The following is a 22,103-nucleotide window of genomic DNA, read 5'->3' as shown; positions in this document are numbered from 1 at the left end:
GATACATCATGAGGTCCTATTATATAAAAAAATTTTTTTCCATGCTTATTACATTATGGATAATCATTACAGCTACTTTTTTTCTAATGCATATTACTCCAGGATCTCCTTTTAACGAAGAGCGCAGCACAAACAGCACCATTCAAAAAAATCTAGAAACATATTATCACTTGGATAAGCCGCTAATTGTTCAATATGGCATTTATTTAAAACAAGTGGCGACATTTGATTTTGGCATATCGATAAAAAAATCCTCTCAAACTGTTAATGAAATGATCGGCAGGGGATTTCCGGTTTCATTAGAGCTTGGACTAATTGCCCTTATTGTTGCTGTTATTTCGGGAATCACGCTCGGAGTTATAGCAGCACTAAAGCATAACGGAATGGTTGATTACATAGCGATGACATTGGCGGTAATTGGTATTTCTATTCCGAATTTTGTATTGGCGACCATGTTAATTCAGCAATTTGCAGTGAACTGGAACATACTACCTACTGCAACATGGACAAGCTGGAAGCATATGGTGATGCCTATCATCGCATTGGCTACTGGACCAACTGCCATAATAGCGAGATTAACAAGAACAAGCATGTTGGAGGTATTAACACAAGAGTACATAAAAACAGCGAAAGCCAAAGGTTTAACTCCTTTGAAAATAATTTTTAAACATGCATTACGAAATGCACTGCTCCCAGTAGTAACATTGCTTGGCGCCCTTGCTGCCAGCATATTAACAGGTACGTTTGTTATTGAAAAAATATTTGCCATACCTGGAATGGGGAAATATTTTGTAGACAGCATCAATAACCGAGATTACCCGGTAATCATGGGTACTACGATTTTTTATAGTGCGATATTAATTGTTATGTTGTTTCTAGTCGACGTAGCATATGGAATCTTAGATCCAAGAATAAAGCTGCATAAGAAGGAGGGATAAGGAGATGGGCTTGCGCAAGGAACGTTTATTTGAAAATACACAACAGGATAATGCTCTTGATGAATGGTTTGTTCCATTACAGAAAAAGGCAGGGGAAACGGAAGCTGTTGTCAGACCTAGTTTATCGTATTGGCAGGATGCATGGAGAAGGTTAGTGAAAAATAAGCTGGCAATGAGTGGACTTGTTTTTTTAATTGGTCTAATAATTATGGCTATTATTGGCCCAATCATTTCGCCTCATTCGATTAGTGAACAAAAACTTATGAATCAAAATCTACCTCCTTCCTCCGATTATTGGTTCGGAACGGATAATTTAGGCAGAGATGTTTTTGCAAGAACTTGGTATGGAGCACGTATATCAATTTTTGTAGGAGTTATTGCTGCGGTAATTGATTTTGTTATAGGTGTTGTATATGGTGGCTTCTCTGGTTATAAGGGAGGGAAAACCGATCACTATATGATGAGAGTGGTAGAGGTTCTATACGGATTGCCATACCTTTTAATTGTCATCTTAATTATGGTAGTGATAGGACCAGGACTTTCAACCATCATTATCGCCCTTTCTATAACAGGATGGGTTGGAATGGCGAGGATTGTCAGAGGGCAGGTGCTGCAAATTAAAAACTATGAATTTATTTTAGCGTCGAAAACTTTTGGAACAAAAACATTTAGAATATTAAAAAAACATCTTCTTCCAAATACAATGGGGCCAATTATTGTACAAATGACTTTAACGATTCCAACAGCAATATTTGCGGAAGCATTTTTGAGCTTTTTAGGACTGGGAATCCAAGCGCCATTAACAAGTTGGGGTGTAATGGCAGACGAAGGTTTGTCATCTGTATTATCTGGTCATTGGTGGAGATTGTTTTTTCCTACCCTATTTATCTCATTAACAATGTTTGCTTTTAATGTTTTAGGGGATGGCCTGCAAGATGCCCTTGATCCAAGGTTAAGGAGGTAACGGATGACAACTATACTGGAAGTGAATAATCTTCATGTATCATTTACAACATATGGTGGAGAAGTGCAAGCAGTAAGGGGAGTATCCTTTGCTCTTCAAAAAGGAGAAACATTAGCCATCGTTGGAGAATCAGGCTGTGGGAAAAGCGTTACCTCGCAAAGTATTATGCGTTTAATTCCCAATCCTCCTGGTCAAATAAAAGATGGCTCGATTATTTTTAAAAATAAGGATTTAACAAAATTAAAAGAAGCGGATATGCAAAAAATCAGAGGTGCGGATATTTCAATGATTTTTCAAGATCCAATGACAGCACTTAATCCAACCATAACTGTCGGGGAACAGATTATGGAAGGAATCAGACAGCATGAACGGATCACCAAGCATGAATCAAAAGAAAAAGCGCTAGAAATGCTCCGATTAGTCGGAATACCGAATCCGGAATTGAGATTAAAGCAATATCCCCATCAGTTTAGTGGAGGGATGAGGCAGCGGATTGTAATTGCCATGGCCTTAATTTGTGAACCGGAAGTACTAATTGCAGATGAGCCGACTACCGCACTTGATGTAACGATTCAAGCTCAAATATTAGATTTATTTAGGGAGATTCAACAAAAAACTCAAGTTTCTATCATTCTTATTACACATGATTTAGGTGTAGTTGCTCAAGTAGCGGATCGAGTTGCTGTTATGTATGCAGGCAAAATTGTAGAAATGGGAGATAGAAGAGATATTTTCTATCATCCACAGCACCCTTACACAAAAGGGTTATTGCGTTCTGTTCCAAGATTGGACAAAGATGGGGAGTTAGTACCAATAGACGGCACTCCACCGGATTTGTTTTCTCCGCCAACAGGCTGTCCGTTTGCTGCAAGATGTGATTTTGCCATGGAAGTATGTGAACGTTTATATCCAATGAAAACATCCATACAGGAAAATCATGAGGTGGACTGCTGGCTGCAGGATAAGCGTGCACAGAAAGTTTTGGCTAGATAATAAAAAAATAGCTTAGTAAGTGAGAGATAAACGAGTAATCTAGTTGCTGATTCTAATGAAAGTAAAAAGGCTGCCCATTCAAAAGCAATATTCATACGAAAACAGCCTCTAGAAAAAGCATTTTTATAGATTAGGTAAAAACTTATATCTTAGGGGGAGAACAATGAAAAAATTATGGTGTAGTATTCTAGCAATCATGCTTATTTTTACACTATCAGCATGTACGGCAAACAGCGATGCAGGTACAGATAAGAAAAGCGAAGACAGTGAGAAAGTCCTTTATTTAAATAATCAAGTAGAGCCGACTTCTTTTGATCCTCCTATTGGATTCGACAGTGTTTCTTGGAGTGCATTAAATAATCTAATGGAAGGACTGGTAAGGTTAGACAAAAACAACGAACCAGTTGCTGCTGCAGCTGAGAAATGGGATGTTTCAGAAGATGGAAAAGTATATACCTTTCATATTCGTGATAAAGCTAAATGGTCAAATGGAGATGACGTGACAGCAGGAGATTTTGTGTTTGCGTGGAAAAGGCTGTTAAATCCAGACACGGCTTCACCTGCTTCTTTCTTAGGGTATTTCATTGATGGAGCAGAAGATTATGCAAATGGAAAAGGGTCTGCAGATGATGTCAAATTAAAAGCAGTAGATGATAAAACATTCGAAGTGACGCTAACAAGTCCACAGGCATATTTTTTAAATGTTATTTCTAATCCAGCGTTTTTTCCAATCAATGAAAAAGTGGCAGTTGAAAATCCAGAGTGGTTCTCGGAAGCAGACAGCTTTGTGGGGAACGGTCCATTTAACTTAACTGCCTGGGAACACGATAACTATTTTGAAATGACAAAAAATAAAGATTATTGGGATGCAAGTACAGTGAAATTAGATAAAGTTCACTGGGCTATGATTAACGACACTAATACAGAGTATCAGATGTTTCAAAATGGCGAGCTGGATACTTCAGATGTACCACCGGATTTAAGCGAACAGCTATTTAAAGATGGCAAAGTAAAAATAGAAGATCAAGCAGGAACTTATTTTTATCGATTTAATGTAACGAAAAAGCCGTTTAATAATAAAAATATTCGTAAAGCATTTGCTTTAGCAGTCGATCAACAGCAAATTGTTGATTATGTAACAAAAAGCAAAGAAAAACCAGCTTACGGATTTGTTTCTTACGGATTCAAAGACGCAGATGGAAATGATTTCCGTGAAAAAAGTGGTGACTTATTGAAAACGAATGTGGAAGAAGCGAAAAAGCTGTTAGAACAAGGGATGAAAGAGGAGGGATATGACAAGCTTCCTGAAGTGACATTAACGTATAGTACAAGTGATACACATAAAGCGATAGCAGAAGCGCTTCAGCAAATGTTTAAAGATAATTTAGGGGTAGATGTAAAGCTTGCAAATATGGAAGCAAATGTATTTGTTCAAGATCAAACGGGGCTGAAATTACAGTTATCAAGAAGTTCTTTCCTAGCTGATTATGGCGATCCAATTAATTTCCTTGAAAATTTCCAAACTGGATTAGCAATGAATAGAACTGGCTGGTCTAATGCGAAATATGATCAGTTGATTAAAGAAGCAAAAAATGAATCAGATGAAACAAAACGATTTGAAATCATGTATCAAGCAGAAAAACTGCTTTTAGACGAAGCACCAATTTTCCCTATTCATTTTTATAACTATGTATATATGCAGAATGATGATGTAACAGGAATTGTACGCCATCCTGTTGGATATTTAGAGTTAAAATGGGCGGATAAGAAGTAAAGAATAAGGAAGAGTTAAAAGGGGCTGTCTGAAATTAGCTGACTTTCACCTAAAAGCGATATGGTGGAAGAGTTTACTGCATTCTAGGACAGCTCCTTAATATTTATAAGATACTTATCGAAGAATAGCGTTTAAAACAAAAAAGATTATTGGCTATGGAGGTGTATACAAAATTGAAGGCGATGAGATTACAAAAAGGGGACACAGTAGCCGTAATAGCTCCTGCGAGTCCACCTAATAAAGAGAATCTAGAAAGAGGAATAGCTTTTTTAGAAAAATTAGGCTTAAAAGTAAAGCTTGGCAATCATCTTTTTCATCAATACGGTTATTTAGCGGGCAGTGATCAACAAAGGTTGGCAGATTTTCATTGGGCGTTTACAGATAAGGAAATAAAAGGGGTTTTTTGTGCGTGTGGAGGATACGGGACTGCTCGCATTGCTGAAGAAATAGATTATTCAATAATAGCTTCAAATCCAAAAATGTTTTGGGGGTATAGTGATATTACCTATTTGCATCTTGCCATATACAAAAAAACAGGTTTAAGCACCTTTCATGGACCAATGCTATCTTCAGATATTGGAAGCTCTTCCTGTGAAACAACAAATGCTATGTTCCGGCAATTATTTGAACCACAAAAGATCAGCTATACAGAGGAATATTCTCCATTAGAAACCCTTGTGGAGGGAAATGCTTCTGGAGTGGTCATTGGCGGAAATTTATCGCTTATTGCGAGTACACTCGGAACCCCTGTTGAAGTGGATACAAAGTCAAAGATAGTTTTAATAGAAGATGTGAATGAAGAGCCTAGGAGCATTGATCGGATGTTAAATCAATTGCAGTCAGCAGGAAAGCTTCGAGATGCTGCAGGTTTTATTATTGGTGACTTTCATCAATGCGAGTCAAAAAGAGAAAAGTCTTTAACCCTTAAAGAAGTAATAGATACATATATTACACAACAAGGGAAACCCGCATTAAAAGGATTTAAGATTGGCCACTGCTCGCCAAATATTGCGGTGCCATTAGGTGTTCAGGCAGATTTATATGCAAGTACAAAAAAAGTAATACTAGAAACTGGTGTTCAATAAGTTTATTTAATAGATTGATTAGTTAAAAGGGATAAGGGTTAAGGAAGCAGGAGTAGATTATTAATTGAAACTAAGGATTGATACATATTGAAAATAATAAAAGTAGAAACATTCCGCGTGGCAGTTCCGTTAATCAAACCATTTAAGACAGCCTTACGAACGGTAACAATAGCTGATTCTATACTAGTGAAAATCAGCTGTGATAATGGTATAACCGGCTGGGGGGAAGCACCTCCAACTATAGTCATTACAGGCGAGAGCTTAAATAGCATCGAATCAGCTATACATCAAGTGTTTAAACCGTATTTAGTAACAAAAAATTTATTAAGTTTAGAGTCATTATTACAAGGTATTCAAACAATACTTATCGGCAATTCCAGTGCGAAAGCAGCTGTTGATATGGCGCTTTATGACTGCTTTGCACAATATTGCGATATGCCTCTTTATCAGTTTTTGGGTGGACATAAGGAAAAAATTGAAACCGACTTTACTGTAAGTGTTAATGGTCCAGAAGAAATGGGAGAAGACGCTGTTTCTTATGTGGAAAAAGGTTTTGATGTATTGAAAGTAAAAGTTGGGAAAGACGAAATCCAAACAGATGTTAATAGAATTCAAGAAATAAGAAGAAGAATAGGTAAGGACATAAAGATAAGGTTAGACGCAAATCAGGGCTGGAAGCCAAAAGAAGCGATAACTGCTATTCGCAAAATGGAAGATTTAGGTTTGAATATAGAATTAGTAGAACAACCGGTTAAAGCAGATGATATGGAAGGTTTAAAAAAAGTAACAGATGCAGTAGATACAATTATTATGGCGGATGAAGCAGTATTTACGCCTAAACAGGCATTTGAAGTTATAAAAACAAGAAGTGCAGATATGATTAATATTAAATTGATGAAATCCGGAGGCATATATCAAGCCCAGATTATCAATCATCTTGCAGAAGTTTCCGGCATGGAATGTATGGTTGGAAGCATGATTGAAACAAAATTAGGAATCACAGCAGCCGCGCATTTTGCAGCAAGCAAAAAGAATATTACCCGTTATGATTTTGATGCTCCATTGATGCTGGCAAGTGATATCATCGACGGCGGCATAAAGTATGATGGAAGAGTGATTACTTTGTCAGAAAGAAGCGGATTAGGAATCAAGAGTATTTTATTGGAGGAAAGGAAGAGTATCGTATGAGTAAGAGCACAGTGTATATTGTAGATGTTCCTGTTGCTACGTTATGGACTTCCTATGACTCAGCACGAGACATAGACCAGCCAGGATTAGAAAATCCTTGTGCAGTTTCCGAATGGTTGAAGCAGTTGGATTATGATAACAAGTTGGAATTATGTACAAAGAATTTAGTGCAGTCGCAAGTGTTGTATGGCCAAGAAGTCTATGTACAGGAAGTAAAAGAGGGATGGGCTCATGTGTTAGTCCCTGAACAGGCATCATCTAAAAATAAAGAGGGATATCCTGGATGGATAGCTGTCAATCAGCTAAAGCAAAATAATCGCTTTTTATTAGAAAATAATCCAATTGCTGTTGTTCGTGTTCCGTTAACGGCTCTTTATAACAAACAGTTAGACGTAGAAATGGAGATTTCCTATCAAACTACACTTCCAGTTATGGAGCAAAAAGAGGAATGGACGATTGTTCAGACACCTTCTGATCAAAAGTGGATAAAAAATAAGGATATTCATGTTTTTCAATCCAAGTATCATTTAGGAAAAGGAAATGGAATTAGCATCATTGAAGAAGGAAAAAAATTTCTCCACTTAGAATATTTATGGGGTGGGATGAGTGCTTACGGATATGACTGTTCAGGTTTCAGCTATACGATGTGTAAAGCAAACGGATATACAATTCCCAGAGATGCTCATGAGCAGGCGGAGGGTGGAGAAGCCATTCCATTAAATAAACTCGAACCTGGAGATTTATTATTTTTTGCAAATGAAGAAGGAAAAGGGAATATTCACCATGTTGGTATCTATTATGGAAATAATAAACTTTTACACTCACCGAAGACTGGCAAAACAATTGAGATTCAGTCTATGGCGGGTACCTTATATGAAAAAGAGCTGTGTATAGCAAGAAGATATTGGGAGTAAAGGAGATTTGAGAATGAGCCAACAAGTTTTATTAAAGGTAGAGAACGTGTCAAAAACGTTTACACTTGATCGAAATGAACAACTACTGGCCGTTAATGACGTCTCCTTTCATATAAACAAAGGGGAAACCTTTGGTATTGTTGGGGAGTCAGGATGTGGAAAATCTACTCTTGGGAGAACCATTATCGGTTTGTATAAAAGTTCAAAAGGTGAGATTACTTATAATAACAAGAAGATGGAAACGCTAGGAGAAAAAGAAAAAACATTATTTTATCAAAAAATGCAAATGATTTTTCAAGATCCATATGCATCATTAAATCCACGCTCAACGGTTAGAGAAATTATTGCAGAACCAATGGAAGTCCATCATTTATATAAAAGTAAACAAGACCAAAACGAAAGAATTTATCAATTATTGGAAAGTGTTGGCTTAAATAAGGAGCATGCCAACCGTTATCCCCATGAATTTAGTGGGGGGCAGAGACAACGTATAGGCATCGCGAGAGCTTTGGCGTTAAATCCGGAATTTATTATAGCAGATGAACCGATATCAGCATTAGATGTCTCTGTGCAGGCGCAAGTTGTAAATTTATTAAAAAAACTACAAAAGGAAAAAGGATTAACCTATCTTTTTATTGCACATGATTTATCCATGGTTAAACAAATAAGTGATCGCATTGGTGTGATGTATTTAGGTAATTTAGTAGAACTGACAAAAAGCCAAGAATTATATGCCAGACCACTGCATCCTTATACAGAGGCATTGCTTTCTGCTATTCCGATTCCAGATCCAGACTTAGAGGATCAAAGAGAAAGAATTATTCTGGAAGGAGAATTGCCTAGTCCGATTAACCCGCCAAGTGGGTGTGTATTTCGAACACGCTGTCCAAAAGCAATGGATATATGTACAAAAGAAAAACCTTTATGGCAAGAAGTGGGGACAAATCATTTTGTAGCATGTCATTTATACAAAGAGGATAAAAAAGGAAAGCAGGAAGCATGAATTTTTTATCCCTTGAAAAGAATATAGCAACGCTTATTCGAATGTATAAAGAGGAAGGGCATATTGGGATTACAATTGAATGGAATAATAAAAAAATAGAATATAATAGCCAAGATATGTTTCCAAGTGCCAGTCTTATTAAACTTCCGATAGTAGTCGAAGTAGTTGAGCAGGCAAAAACAGGTCAAATAAACATGCAGCAACAAATAAAAAATGCTGAACTAAAAGTGGCAGGGGGAGCAGGAATAGTCCAATCGTTATCGAAGCATAGCTCGTTAACGATAAAAGACTTAGCAACATTAATGATTATTGTTTCTGATAACATGGCAGCCAATTTTTTAATGGATGTAGTAGGAAAAGAAAACATTAATGATCGTTGTGAGAAAATAGGAATGCCTGCAACCAAATTGAAAAGAAAAATGATGGACGCAAAAGCACGAGAAAATGGTATAGACAATGTTACGACACCACTGGACATACTAAATTGTTTGAAAAAGATAAACAAAGACACGTTGCTTTTGGATATCTTAAAACAACAACAATTTCGAGATAAAATACCTGGTTTTCTTAAAAACAACCTGGAGATTCAAGTTGCCAACAAAACCGGAGAACTAGATCTAGTGGAACATGATTGTGCCATCATTACCTATAAAAAGGAAACCATTTATGTTTCCGTATTGACCGAACAATTTCCAACGAATAAAAAGGGAAAAGAATTTATTCAATTAATTGGGAGGTGTATCTTTGATTGGTGTGAGGAAGAAGGTGGAACGAAATAGTCATTTATAGGAATATTTATTATGATAGCAGCTCGTAAATCACTAGTTTGTTGATTTGCGAGTTTGTTTGTTGTGAAGAGTCCTAAAGTGCTGTAGCATAAAATCTACAAAAAGTTATTTCAGAGATTTGGGGGTATGCCAATTTATATGGAATAACTAGTTCATACACCATTTTTATAGGAAGATTTTCTTATCGTTTTCTTTAGTTTGCATGTAGGTTTGTTGATTTCTTCTTTTTTTATCAGGTAAGAAAGAGTCTTTGTATGATTTCTTCATGTAAAACAGCAATTTATGCATGAATAAAGTTAAATATCATATATTGTGTTACAGATATAAAAAGTTCACATAAATTTGATTACATTTGTCGTACCACTTTATTATAATGGTATACAATAGAAGGAAATATGAAGAGAAAAGGTAAAGGTTGAGATGATGGAAAAAAACAAAATAATTAAGAACTTTATTCAAGTTTTGTCAGAAGAGAATGTTAAAATAGATGAACCTTTAAATAAATATACGTATACAAAAATTGGCGGGAAAGCAGATTTTCTTTTACTCCCAAAAACGTATCAACAAATACAGGATGCTTATCAATATGCATTAAAACAAAACCTGCCCATTACTATCTTAGGAAATGGTTCAAATGTATTGATTCAAGATGGTGGGATAAGAGGTGCTGTGTTTAATTTAACGGGGTTAACGGATATTACATTAGAAGGTAATAAAATAATTGCTCAGTGTGGTGCTGCCATTATTGAGACGTCAAAATTTGCGCTAGAGCATAAGCTAACAGGTTTAGAGTTTGCTTGCGGGATTCCTGGTTCAATTGGTGGTGCATTATATATGAATGCAGGTGCTTACGGCGGAGAAGTTGCAGATGTTTTAGAGAGTGCTAAGATATTAACGCAATCTGGTGAAGTGGTTGTATTAGCAAAAGAAGAGTTAGAATTGGGGTATAGAACAAGCAGTGTTCAAAAAAATGGTTCAATTATCTTAGAAGCAACCTTTTGTTTAACAGAAGGTAATGAAGTGGCGATTAAAGAAAAGATGAATGAATTAACTTTTTTGCGTGAATCAAAGCAACCTTTGGAATATCCTTCTTGTGGGAGTGTATTTAAAAGACCTTCTAATTATTTTGCTGGAAAACTAATTCAAGATAGTGGATTACAGGGTGTAAAAGTTGGTGGAGCCCAAGTATCAACAAAGCATGCTGGTTTTATCGTAAATGTGGAAAATGCAACAGCAAATGACTATTTATCTTTAATTAAACATGTGCAAAAAACGGTAAAAGAGAAATTTAATGTGGAATTAGAAACAGAAGTTAGAATTATTGGGGAAAAGTAATAACCTTATAGAAGAACTCAATCATGATTGATTATACAATTTATGAAAAAATAGACCGGCTGAAAGCCGGTCTGTTTTAATATTGGTAGATATTTATTTAAATGACAATATTGTTCGCTTAATAGATACAAGGACAACGAATGCATTTTTCTTATTTGATATAGAAAATGCTCATTTTGGTTTTATAGGTTATTTTTTTGGTTATTCTGAAGAGAATGTAGCCAACAAGAGCGCCAAAAACATTCATAATTAAATCATCAATATCTGCAGCGCGATCGATTGTAAATAAATACTGTGTTAATTCAATGGTTAAGGAAGATAGAGCTGCCACTAGGATGGTAACAATCATTTTAAACCTTCTTTTATAGATTGCCGGAAAAAGAAAGCCAAAAGGGACAAACATAAGAATATTTCCAATGGCATAAAGCATCCAGAAGATAGGCGGCTTATATTTGTACTGATAAAGTATTTGTACAAAGGGAGCCGTGTTGATATGTCCTTTATTTCCAGGCGGCGAAAAATGAAATGGATTTAATGTAACATATAAAACAAGCAATAGATACAGAAAAAAGATATTAACTAATACTTCTCTCCCTGTTCTTAAGTTATTTTGATATTGTTTACATCTAGATACTCGATAATAAATCCAAAGGGGAACAGTTAATAATAGAATAAAGGGAAAGCTGAGAGAAAACTGAATATCACTTTTTATCCAAAGTACAAAAAAAGCAATGATGATAATGAATGGTAGCAAAACTTTGTTAATCATGTTCACTTTAGATCTAAAATCCTTTCTAGTAGTATCTTTATTATATATATATGGAGGTCGTTTTAAAAGTAGAAGCATACTTGCATGGTAAAGTCGCTACTATTGCATTATTTTTTAAAGTATAGATTTATTTTGTTTAACAATTATTATGGGGAATGCAAAAAAAAATTTAGTTTTTCGCTTGGGTCAATTAGATTAAATTCTACTATAATATTTAGTCTAGTTGTAGCAAAAAGTTAAAAGACTAAATAAACGAGACTTTATATGTCTTTGTAAAAAAATAAGTAAATCTTGTATTATATAAGTATGTTAAATAATTTAGAGGGGGCAATGTAGTGAGTGCACAATCATTTACTTCTATTAATAAGGAAACAAAAAATTTGCCAATCTTTATAGAAGAATGGGAAGAAAAAGCGAAAGAAATAATAGAAAAAGGCCCTTTTGATTATATAAGAAGCGGATCTGGAGATGAAGAGACTTTAAAGGGGAATAGAAAAGCGTTTCAGAAATGGTCTATATTACCGAGGGTTTTAAGGGATGTATCGTTAAGTTCTGCAGAAACAACTCTTTTTGAACAAAAGTTATCGTTTCCGTTGGTGTTGGCACCGGTAGGGTTTCAAGGACTAGCAGATGAAGAAGGAGAAAAAGCGGCTGCAAGAGCTGCAGCACGTGCAGGAGTTCCTTATATAGCAAGTACTGTTTCTACCTATTCCTTAGAAGAAATAGCAGAATCTGCTCCTAATGGGGATAATTGGTTTCAATTATACTGGTCGAGAAATAAAGAAGTATCTGCAAGTATGGTAAGAAGAGCAGAAAAGGCTGGTTTTAAGGCGATTGTGGTAACAGTAGATACAGGTTTATTAGGTTGGAGAAAAAGCGACTATAAAAATGGTTTTGTACCGTTAATGGAATCTTTAGGTGAGGCGAACTACAGGCAAGATCCAGTATTCAAAAAAAGTGTACCAGATTGGAGCCAAGAAAATATTTTGGCTGCTATTCTTAGTAATATTCTTCATCCTGATTTAAATTGGGAGGATGTCCTTTTTTTAAGAGAACATACTTCGTTGCCCATTATTTTAAAAGGAATTCTTCATCCGAAAGATGCAAAAAAAGCAGTTGAATTAGGATTTGATGGTATAATCGTATCCAATCATGGCGGCCGCCAGCTTGATGGAGCAATTTCTAGTTTAGATGCATTGCAGCTCATTGCAAAAGCGGTAAATAAACAAATTCCAATCATGGTTGATGGTGGCATACGAAATGGAGCAGATATGTTTAAGGCACTTGCTCTAGGCGCAGATGCGGTTGCGATAGGAAGACCATTCATGTATGGATTATGTGTTTCTGGTGAATTAGGGGTTATCTCTGTTATTGAAAACTTCAAAAAAGAGTTTGAACTCTCATTGGCACTTTCTGGAGAAGTATCTGTGCATGAGTTATCAGAAGATAATTTATTTCGGAACAGTTAAGTAAATAATTTACTATCTCTAGTAAATTCAGGTTTGAAAAGGAACCGTATAGTAAAATGACTAAAAGCGCGGGCACCTTGTATATCCAGTAACTCGGAGTTAGACAGCCTTCACATTTCAAAAATTTTCAACTTCCCTAGCTTAAGAAAGTTAGAAGTTATTTTGGAATAATATATAAGTAAGATGATAAAGTGATTTCTTATCTAATAGAATATATATATGATAGAAAAATAATCTTATAAAACAAGTGTTTGTGACGTTGTGTGTCAGGAAATATAACAATGGTTAATTTTGGAAAATAATCCGGAAAAATTATTCTCCTAGAGAAAAAAACGAAAAAGAGTATTACACTTTTTAGATTAATAGTGTTACAATATACAAAAGTTTAAATATACTGATTTTTCGTTTTTATTGGACAATGGAGGGGTAAAAGTGACTGGATTAAGAAGTAATATGATAAAAAAGGGGTTTGATCGTGCGCCCCATCGAAGTTTATTGCGTGCAGCTGGAGTAAAAGAAGAGGATTTTGGCAAACCGTTTATTGCGGTTGTTAATTCATATATAGATATCGTGCCAGGACACATACATCTACAAGAGTTTGGAAAAATAGTAAAAGACGCAATTCGTGAAGCTGGTGGAGTTCCATTTGAAATGAATACAATTGGTGTTGATGATGGAATTGCTATGGGACATATTGGTATGCGTTATTCTCTGCCAAGTCGAGAAATTATTGCTGATTCTATTGAAACGGTTGTTGCAGCACATTGGTTTGATGGGATGGTTTGTATCCCGAACTGCGATAAGATTACACCAGGAATGATGATGGCATCTATGCGTCTGAATATTCCGAGTATATTCGTCAGTGGTGGACCGATGAAAGCGGGTGTTACTAGCGATGGCAAAAAAATCTCGTTATCATCTGTATTTGAAGGAGTAGGAGCATATCAATCTGGAAAAATAGATGATAAAGGATTGCTAGAATTAGAACAATTTGGCTGTCCGACCTGCGGATCCTGCTCAGGTATGTTTACGGCCAATTCCATGAACTGCTTGGCGGAAGCATTAGGGCTTGCGTTACCAGGAAACGGAACAATATTAGCTGTTGCTCCAGAACGAAAAGAATTCGTGAAAAAATCTGCAAAACAGTTGATGACCTTGATAGAAAAAGATATTAAACCGAGGGATATTGTAACAGAAAAAGCGATTGACAATGCTTTTGCATTGGATATGGCATTGGGTGGATCAACAAATACAGTGCTTCACACGCTTGCATTAGCAAATGAGGCTGGAGTAGATTATCCACTTGAAAGAATTAACGAAGTTGCAAAAAGAGTACCTCATATCTCTAAACTAGCACCTGCATCTGATGTGCATATTGAAGATTTGCATGAAGCAGGGGGAGTATCTGCAGCCTTGAATGAGTTATCGAAAAAAGAGGGGGCATTACACCTTGATACATTGACGGTAACAGCTAAAACACTAGGTGAAAATATTGCAGGTTGTGAAGTGAAAGACTCCAATGTTATCCGACCAATTACAGATCCTCATTCGGAAAAAGGTGGATTAGCGGTACTATTCGGAAACTTGGCTCCAGATGGTGCTATTATTAAAACAGGTGGAGTGCAAAAAGGCATTACACGCCATGAGGGTCCTGCTATTGTTTTTGAATCACAAGAAGAGGCATTAGAGGGCATCTCAAAAGGAAGAGTAGAAGCAGGGCATGTTGTAATTATCCGTTATGAAGGACCAAAGGGTGGACCTGGAATGCCGGAAATGTTAGCACCAACTTCTCAAATTGTTGGAATGGGTCTTGGAGCGAAGGTTGCTTTAGTAACAGACGGTCGTTTTTCAGGTGCTTCAAGAGGTCTATCGATTGGACATGCTTCACCAGAAGCAGCAGAAGGTGGCCCGCTGGCGTTTGTAAAAGACGGAGATAAAATTATTATTGATATTGAAAACCGCACAATGGATGCTATCGTTCCTGAAGACGAATGGGAACAAAGAAAAGCAGAGTGGAAAGGTTTTGAACCGAAAGTAAAAACAGGCTATTTAGCTCGTTATTCTAAACTTGTAACATCTGCAAGCACTGGCGGAATAATGAAAATCTAATTGGAACTATGTTGTTCCTTATAAAGAAAAGGTGTACTTTTGAAAAATCAAAAGTACACCTTTTTATTTGTCTAGGAAAGTATAAGCGAAATGGAATGTAGATAACTTAGTGGTTGTATCCACATCCGGCTACAGCAGCACCTAGCTCTTGTAAAAAACCCCCTTTTCTGCTAAAGACAAAAGTGTTTTTAGAGGAAAAGGGGTATTTTTTTAGTGTTTTTCAAAGGTGTTTGTGCTTTTCTTCGTAAGTTTTTCCTCTTCAATTGGTTCGATGCTTTTCACTTGAAGTATATCAAGAAGAAAAACGAATACCGGGATTCCAATAACTAGACCCCATACTCCAAAGAAATGCTCGGAAAAAATTAACACAATAAATGTAAAGAAAACAGGTAGATCGGTTTTAGAAGACATTAATTTCGGGTTGAGTATATAGGCCTCCAAGGCATGAATGATACATACAAAAATAATAATGATGATAACATACATATAACCGCCGATGGTGTAGCCGATCGTTAGCAGGGGAACAAGTGAAATAATGACACCTGCTACTGGAATAAGCCCTAAAACGAATACTAAAATAGATAAACCAAGCAGTTGCGGAAAATCAAGTATCCATAAACCAATTGTTGTTAATAGACAATTCACTAATGCAATGATAAATTGAGCTTCTAAAACTTTTCCAAAGGTTAGTACGAATTTTTTTCCGAAAAATTCTATTTCATTATAAAAAGCTGCTATTTTACTTGTTTTGAAATTCTCTTTATATTTAATTAGACGAGGCTTTTCTAATAAAAAGAAGAAGCTTAAAATAATCGCTAATAAAAACTGTACACCGAGTGCGCTGATATCCGTAAAGTATTTGACAACAAAACCAAGTCCTTGCTCCAAATAGCTGTTAATTTCTCTTTCTTTAATGACGGTTACAATATAGTTGAGAACAGCATTATCATGTGGCCTAGTATAAAAGTCAACTAGCTGCCTAATTAAAGAAGTGATTTCTTCTATTAGCATTGGTAAATATTTCACGAAGCCATATGATAATAAACTAATAATCGCTAAATAGAGTATACTTACTATAACGTTCCTTTTGATGGAGATTTGTTTCGAAATGATTTTTTCTAAGCGGTCCATTAAAAAGGAGAGGATAAAAGTAAACAACATTAAGTTAATCATGCTTCTTAATAAATATATCCCCAAAATAATCAATCCAAAAATCGCAACCCGCTTTAAGCTTTTATTCATCAGTAGTTTGTTTACTATTTCCACAATATGTCCCCTTATCTTCAAATGTTTGTCTCTCTTTATTTTACCTTAAAATTATGTTAGAAATAACTAAAAAGATTAAGAAACATCTTTTATTACACTTTTTGTCGTTTTTTTTCTTTGAATTTTTGAATTTATTGAGAAAAATTTAAAGTTTTAGAAAATTTTCTTGTTAATCAAGCTCCTAGATTGGCGAGCATATGCACGTATCATGCAGAAAACGGTTCTCGCATTAGAGGCAAATCCACGGTGATGCTAAAATTCGCTACAATAATAGAGAATTCTCCTTTTGACATAATGGTAAGACAAATAGTAGTAGCGATAATCCCAATCTTCTTTCAATAATAAAGTTTCCAAAGAAAGTGCTAATAGTAGCTTCGAGGGTAAGCCGTGATGTGGTTTATAAATTCACATCAATTCGAGGTGTGGTACATTCCTCTTTTGTTATTCCTAAAAATTTATATGTTTCTTGCTTTGTTGAATGATTAAAATGCTTTTGCAGCAATGACACGGCAACTCCGCGTTTATATGCATGATATCCAAATGTTTTCCGCATAGAATGAGTGCCAATTTTTGCATCGAGGCCAATTGCTTCTGCTGCTTGGTGAATGATTCGATATGCTTGTTGTCTACTTAAGTGATTATCTGTTTTTTTAGAGTGAAACAAGTAGTTCTCGGGGGTTAAACATGTAGTTTGTACATAATATAGAATGGATTTTTTTACTTTTTGATTTAAATAAATCTTTTTTTCTTCCTTATTATCTTCTTTTTTTAATGTGTAAAAATCTTTTACAACTTCTCCATTAACAAGATCCTTTACACGAATATCCAATATTTCTGTGATAGTTAAACCGGTGTTTATACCCAAAACAAATAAAAGATGGTCTCGTTCGGAATTCTTTTTTAAATATCGTTTCATGCTGTTAATCTGTTTTATATCTTTAATTGCTTCTACAACTTCCATGTTTTTCTGCTCCTTTAATGTTACTCAATATAAAAAATACTAAGTAATGAGTAACATAATTTAATTATAAAGGGATGGAGTGAGCACGTCAAATTATGAAAGATAATCTTTTTTTATTACACAGCATAAATACATACAGACTCCTCTAGGAAAGGGCATCCCTTCTAAGGATTAAATAACTTGATATGTAAGAAAAGAGCTATTTATAAAAATATATCAAAAAGCTGCTTATTTTCTTTTTGTAAAGGGAAAGGAAAAAGAGCTGATTTTCTTTTGTTTTTTATGTGAAGTTATAATATGTTGGAAAGTTTTTTTCTTGTGTATATCTAAGTGAAGCCTATATAATTAAATAGTAAAACTAAAACGTGACGGTTAGGGGTGGGAACCATGGGGATGTGAAACTAAAAATTGGCGAGTTAGCAAAAATGACGGAAGTAACAAAGCGAACCATCGATTATTATACAACCCTTGGTCTACTGCAAGCTGAACGTTCTGCTGCAAATTATCGCTATTATGATGAACATGCGGTACAACAGATTAAATTTATAGAAGAATGTAAACAGAAAAAAATGACTTTAGAAGAAATCAAGGAAAGTCTATCTAATAAAAAAATGGAAACTGTTGATATTGAACATATAAAAAAGATGCTGGAAAGTCTGGACAAAGAAATTAAGGGCGTGTTAACCTCTTTTGAAGGTCAAAATCATAAAAAAAACGAAGTTAGAAATACTATATCCCATGAGAGTATTTCTTTAATACAAACTTTGTTGCTTCTGTTAAGTTAAATTTTTTTAAAAAATCAGGAGGTGTAAGCCTTTAATAGGCTAGTTATTGGAGATTTTTAATATCATTTTATTTGTCATTTTAATAGCATTAACAGGATTTTTCGTTGCAACAGAGTTTGCGATTGTTAAGGTAAGGAGTTCAAGAATAGATCAATTAGTTACAGAAGGAGCAAAAGGTGCATTAGCAGCAAAAAGAGTTACCACCCATTTAGATGAATATTTATCAGCATGTCAATTGGGTATAACAGTGACTGCTTTAGGGTTAGGTTGGATAGGGGAGCCAACGGTAGTAGCAATATTAGAACCACTTTTTACTAAGTTTGAGCTATCTCAATCAGTTTCTCATATCATATCCTTTGTTATCTCTTTTGTTGCGGTAACCTTTATCCATGTGGTTGTAGGAGAATTGGCACCAAAAACGGTAGCTATCCAAAAAGCTGAATCTGTAACTTTATTATTTTCTCCACCTATTATCTGGTTCTATCGAATTCTTTACCCGTTTATTTGGTTATTAAATGGGTCAGCAAGAATGTTGACAGGATTATTTGGATTAAAGCCAGCATCAGAGCATGAATTGGCACATTCAGAAGAAGAATTGCGTATTTTAATGTCTGAGAGCTATAAAAGCGGAGAAATTAATAAAAATGAATTGAACTATGTAAATAATATCTTTGAATTTGATGAAAGAATCGCAAAAGAAATAATGGTTCCTCGTACAGAGATGGTAACGATTAGTATTGACCAGACATTTGATGAAATAATGGATATTCTGGAAGAAGAGAACTATACGAGATATCCGGTTGTAAATGGCGATAAAGATAATGTATTAGGTTTAATGAATATAAGAGAATTTTTAACAGCTAAGATACAAAACAAGGAAGATATTCGATTAGAAGAGTATATGAAGCCGATTATTCGTGTTATTGAGACAGTTCCTATTCGTGAGCTGCTGATTAAAATGCAAAAAGAGAGAACGCATATGGCTATATTGCTTGATGAATATGGCGGAACTTCAGGTATTGTTACAGTTGAGGATATATTAGAAGAAATAGTTGGAGATATTCGTGATGAATTCGATGAAGATGAAGTTGCTGATATTCGCAAATTGGATGAAGACCATTATGTATTAAGTGGAAAAGTTTTAATTAGCGAAGTGAACGATCTTCTAGGAACACACCTAGCTGAAGAGGAAGTGGATACAATTGGCGGGTGGTTCTTAACAAACCACTTTGATGCAGTGGAAGGGGAAGAAATTGAGGAAGAAGGATATATTTTCCGATTAAAAAGCATTGAGGAACATCATATTCATTTTATAGAAATACTAAAGTCTACTACTGAAAAGAATACACTTTAATAAAAAAAGAAGGAAACTCCTTTTAAGGGAATTTCCTTCTTTTTTACTAGATAAGAAAGTATAAAATTTTTCAACTTAGATTAATGTCTAGCTCCAGCGCCTAGCCCCTGTGAAAGATAACCTCCTGCCTCTAAAAGTAAAAAGCACTTTTTGAGTCAGGAGAACATTTTTCTTCGGGGCTTACCAAGGCGCTTGCGCTTTTCTTATGAAAATATAATTGAAGTGCGTGTTCAAAAAAAGGATCAAGAAGCTCGAGGCAGCTTCACTTTGAGCATCGAGCTTCCATAGGATGTGGTGACTTCAACGTTGCTCACGTGAGTGTTTTTAGTTGAAGATCCTCCATTTAAATACGTGATAAGCGGAAGATAAGCCAACGAAGAAATTCGATGTGTCCATTTTACCCATTTTTTTAGAACAATCTCTTTAATTTAGTTTTGTCAACTATATCTCTGTCAAAGTTATACTTAGTTTGAATTGTTTATGTAATGAAAACGCTTTAATATTAAAATATGAAAGCGAAGGGGTGAATTTAAAATGTCAAATGAAAATAAAAGTGATTTACGTGTAAAGATACAAAGGTTCGGAAGTCATTTAAGCGGGATGATTATGCCGAATATTGGAGCCTTTATAGCATGGGGATTAATAACAGCGCTATTTATTCCAACAGGCTGGTTTCCTAATGAGGAATTAGCAAAACTTGTTGGTCCAATGATTAAATATCTGCTTCCGCTATTAATTGGGTATACAGGCGGTAAAATGGTGTATGACGTTCGTGGTGGCGTAGTGGGCGCCACTGCAACAATGGGGGTTATTGTTGGGGCGGATATTCCAATGTTTCTTGGTGCTATGGTTATGGGGCCAATTGGTGGATATTTAATAAAGAAAATAGATGATCTATTAAAAGGAAAAATCAAAACTGGTTTTGAGATGTTAGTTAATAACTTCACTGCAGGAATTTTAGGTGCTATTATCGCTATTTTTGCTTTTGAATATGTTGGTCCTGTTGTTGAAGGGTTAAGTAACTTTCTATCAAATGGAGTACAATTAATTGTTGATGCTAACATGCTGCCATTGGCTAGTATTTTTATTGAACCGGCAAAGGTATTGTTCTTAAATAACGCAATTAATCAAGGGATTTTAGGTCCAATTGGTGTAGAACAAGCAAAAACGGTTGGAAAATCTATTCTATTCCTATTAGAGGCAAACCCAGGACCTGGTATTGGTGTTCTATTGGCATATTGCCTATTTGGAAAAGGAACTTCTAAACAAACAGCACCAGGTGCAGCAATTATTCACTTTTTAGGCGGTATTCATGAGATTTACTTCCCATATATTCTTATGAAACCAATGATGCTATTAGCTGTAATTGGTGGGGGAATGAGTGGAGTATTTACATTTACTTTATTTGATGCAGGTCTTGTGGCAACACCATCACCAGGTAGTATTTTTGCTGTAATGGCAATGGCTCCAAAAGGTCAGCATCTTGGTGTTTTAGCGGGTGTATTTGTTGCGGCAGTTGTGTCCTTTGTCATTGCCTCTATTATTCTAAAAACAAGTAAAAAAGAAACAGAAGATATTAACGCAGCTACTGAAAAAATGGAAGCGTTAAAAGGTAAAAAAAGCTCTGTAGCATCAACGTTAACAGATCAACCAGCATCAAAATTAACTAATGCGGAAATAGACTATAATGAGGTTAAAAAAATTATCTTTGCTTGTGATGCGGGAATGGGTTCGAGTGCTATGGGTGCATCTATTCTAAGAAACAAAGTGAAAAAATCTGGCGTTTCTGGTATAGAAGTAACGAATACATCTATTGCCAATCTTCCAAGTGATGTAGATCTTGTTATTACACATAAAGATTTAACAGATCGTGCCATTTCAAAATTGCCAAATACGCATCATGTATCAGTGGATAATTTCTTAAATAGTCCAAAATATGATGAAATTGTTAATAAATTAATGGAAGCAGAAGAACAGGTAAAAATTTAAGGGAGATCGATTTTTGAAACACTGTCCAAGGGCAGTGTTTTTTTCTAAGGGTAAGAAAGTATAAAATTTTTGAAATGTTAAGGCTGTCTAGCTCCGACATACAGGATGTACAAGTGCGGTGAAGACATAAGGCTCGCAGGATGCGAGTCAATCGATGTTGCATATTTAGTCGATTTTCTTCTTTTACGCGTATTTAGCCGGCAAGCGCCTAGCCTCTATGCCTCATGACTCTAAAAGTAAAGAACACTTTTTGAGTCAAGAGAACATTTTTCTTTGAGGCTGAATAAGGCGCCCGCGCTTTTTTTAAAAGGTAAGAAAGTATAAAGTTTTCAAACTAGATTAGTGTCTAGCTCCAGCGCCTAGCCCCTGTGAAAGATAACCTCCTGCCTCTAAAAGTAAAGAACACTTTTTGAGTCAGG

18 protein-coding genes are annotated in these 22,103 nt (G+C 35.4%); 15 read left to right on the top strand and 3 right to left on the bottom strand.

What is annotated here, in order from left to right:
- Window positions 1–8: 8 nt before the first annotated feature.
- From AC5LWL_RS22280 to murB, 10 genes are all read left to right on the top strand, one after another.
- On the top strand, window positions 9–938 hold the full coding sequence (locus tag AC5LWL_RS22280) for an ABC transporter permease (RefSeq protein WP_493436331.1): 930 nt from the start codon (window positions 9–11) through the stop codon (window positions 936–938).
- A 4-nt stretch (window positions 939–942) separates the two neighbouring features.
- Complete coding sequence (locus AC5LWL_RS22275) at window positions 943–1,902, top strand: ABC transporter permease (protein WP_493436330.1); 960 nt, start codon at window positions 943–945, stop codon at window positions 1,900–1,902.
- Between the two features lie 3 nt (window positions 1,903–1,905).
- A complete protein-coding gene (locus AC5LWL_RS22270) occupies window positions 1,906–2,895 on the top strand; it encodes an ABC transporter ATP-binding protein (protein WP_493436329.1) in 990 nt (329 codons plus the stop codon).
- Window positions 2,896–3,058: 163 nt separating this feature from the next.
- Window positions 3,059–4,669, top strand: a complete 1,611-nt coding sequence (locus AC5LWL_RS22265) for a peptide ABC transporter substrate-binding protein (RefSeq protein WP_493436328.1) — start codon at window positions 3,059–3,061, stop codon at window positions 4,667–4,669.
- Window positions 4,670–4,851: 182 nt separating this feature from the next.
- Entirely contained in the window at window positions 4,852–5,754 is a 903-nt protein-coding gene (locus AC5LWL_RS22260) for a S66 peptidase family protein (RefSeq protein WP_493436689.1), read from the top strand.
- Window positions 5,755–5,841: 87 nt separating this feature from the next.
- Window positions 5,842–6,942, top strand: a complete 1,101-nt coding sequence (locus AC5LWL_RS22255; protein ID WP_493436327.1) for a dipeptide epimerase — start codon at window positions 5,842–5,844, stop codon at window positions 6,940–6,942.
- The gene (locus AC5LWL_RS22250; protein WP_493436326.1) at window positions 6,939–7,856 is read left to right on the top strand and encodes a C40 family peptidase; all 918 of its coding nucleotides are present in this window, start codon (window positions 6,939–6,941) and stop codon (window positions 7,854–7,856) included. The genes AC5LWL_RS22255 and AC5LWL_RS22250 overlap by 4 nt, the downstream gene beginning before the upstream one ends.
- A gap of 13 nt (window positions 7,857–7,869) precedes the next feature.
- Window positions 7,870–8,859: an ABC transporter ATP-binding protein gene (locus AC5LWL_RS22245; RefSeq protein ID WP_493436325.1), complete on the top strand. Its 990-nt coding sequence runs from the start codon at window positions 7,870–7,872 to the stop codon at window positions 8,857–8,859.
- On the top strand, window positions 8,856–9,638 hold the full coding sequence (locus AC5LWL_RS22240) for a serine hydrolase (RefSeq protein WP_493436324.1): 783 nt from the start codon (window positions 8,856–8,858) through the stop codon (window positions 9,636–9,638). The genes AC5LWL_RS22245 and AC5LWL_RS22240 overlap by 4 nt, the downstream gene beginning before the upstream one ends.
- 432 nt (window positions 9,639–10,070) lie before the next feature.
- Window positions 10,071–10,982, top strand: a complete 912-nt coding sequence (gene murB / locus AC5LWL_RS22235) for a UDP-N-acetylmuramate dehydrogenase (RefSeq protein ID WP_493436323.1) — start codon at window positions 10,071–10,073, stop codon at window positions 10,980–10,982.
- Window positions 10,983–11,133: 151 nt separating this feature from the next.
- Here the strand turns inward: murB and AC5LWL_RS22230 are convergent, their stop codons facing one another.
- Window positions 11,134–11,751 carry a VanZ family protein gene (locus AC5LWL_RS22230; protein WP_493436688.1) on the bottom strand — a complete coding sequence of 206 codons (618 nt, stop codon included), beginning with the start codon at window positions 11,749–11,751 and terminating at the stop codon, window positions 11,134–11,136.
- A gap of 335 nt (window positions 11,752–12,086) precedes the next feature.
- Between AC5LWL_RS22230 and AC5LWL_RS22225 the strand changes: the two genes are divergently transcribed.
- Both AC5LWL_RS22225 and ilvD read left to right on the top strand, forming a co-directional pair.
- On the top strand, window positions 12,087–13,220 hold the full coding sequence (locus tag AC5LWL_RS22225) for an alpha-hydroxy acid oxidase (RefSeq protein WP_493436322.1): 1,134 nt from the start codon (window positions 12,087–12,089) through the stop codon (window positions 13,218–13,220).
- Between the two features lie 432 nt (window positions 13,221–13,652).
- Window positions 13,653–15,329: a dihydroxy-acid dehydratase gene (ilvD, locus tag AC5LWL_RS22220; protein WP_493436321.1), complete on the top strand. Its 1,677-nt coding sequence runs from the start codon at window positions 13,653–13,655 to the stop codon at window positions 15,327–15,329.
- 210 nt (window positions 15,330–15,539) lie between these two features.
- Here ilvD and AC5LWL_RS22215 read toward each other — a convergent pair whose 3' ends face one another.
- Both AC5LWL_RS22215 and AC5LWL_RS22210 read right to left on the bottom strand, forming a co-directional pair.
- Window positions 15,540–16,595 carry an AI-2E family transporter gene (locus AC5LWL_RS22215; protein WP_493436320.1) on the bottom strand — a complete coding sequence of 352 codons (1,056 nt, stop codon included), beginning with the start codon at window positions 16,593–16,595 and terminating at the stop codon, window positions 15,540–15,542.
- Between the two features lie 397 nt (window positions 16,596–16,992).
- A complete protein-coding gene (locus tag AC5LWL_RS22210; protein ID WP_493436319.1) occupies window positions 16,993–17,556 on the bottom strand; it encodes a tyrosine-type recombinase/integrase in 564 nt (187 codons plus the stop codon).
- A 395-nt stretch (window positions 17,557–17,951) separates the two neighbouring features.
- Between AC5LWL_RS22210 and AC5LWL_RS22205 the strand changes: the two genes are divergently transcribed.
- The 3 genes from AC5LWL_RS22205 to AC5LWL_RS22195 all read left to right on the top strand — a co-directional run bounded on the left by AC5LWL_RS22205 (window position 17,952) and on the right by AC5LWL_RS22195 (window position 21,684).
- A complete protein-coding gene (locus tag AC5LWL_RS22205; protein ID WP_493436318.1) occupies window positions 17,952–18,341 on the top strand; it encodes a MerR family transcriptional regulator in 390 nt (129 codons plus the stop codon).
- Window positions 18,342–18,387: 46 nt separating this feature from the next.
- The gene (locus tag AC5LWL_RS22200; protein ID WP_493436317.1) at window positions 18,388–19,695 is read left to right on the top strand and encodes a hemolysin family protein; all 1,308 of its coding nucleotides are present in this window, start codon (window positions 18,388–18,390) and stop codon (window positions 19,693–19,695) included.
- A 534-nt stretch (window positions 19,696–20,229) separates the two neighbouring features.
- On the top strand, window positions 20,230–21,684 hold the full coding sequence (locus tag AC5LWL_RS22195; RefSeq protein ID WP_493436316.1) for a PTS mannitol transporter subunit IIBC: 1,455 nt from the start codon (window positions 20,230–20,232) through the stop codon (window positions 21,682–21,684).
- The last annotated feature ends 419 nt before the right edge of the window (window positions 21,685–22,103 follow it).

The organism is Niallia sp. WK069_GA_01 (assembly GCF_983173855.1).
Note: the sequence above shows the minus strand (reverse complement) of the source record. Positions and strands in the feature narration are given on the sequence as shown.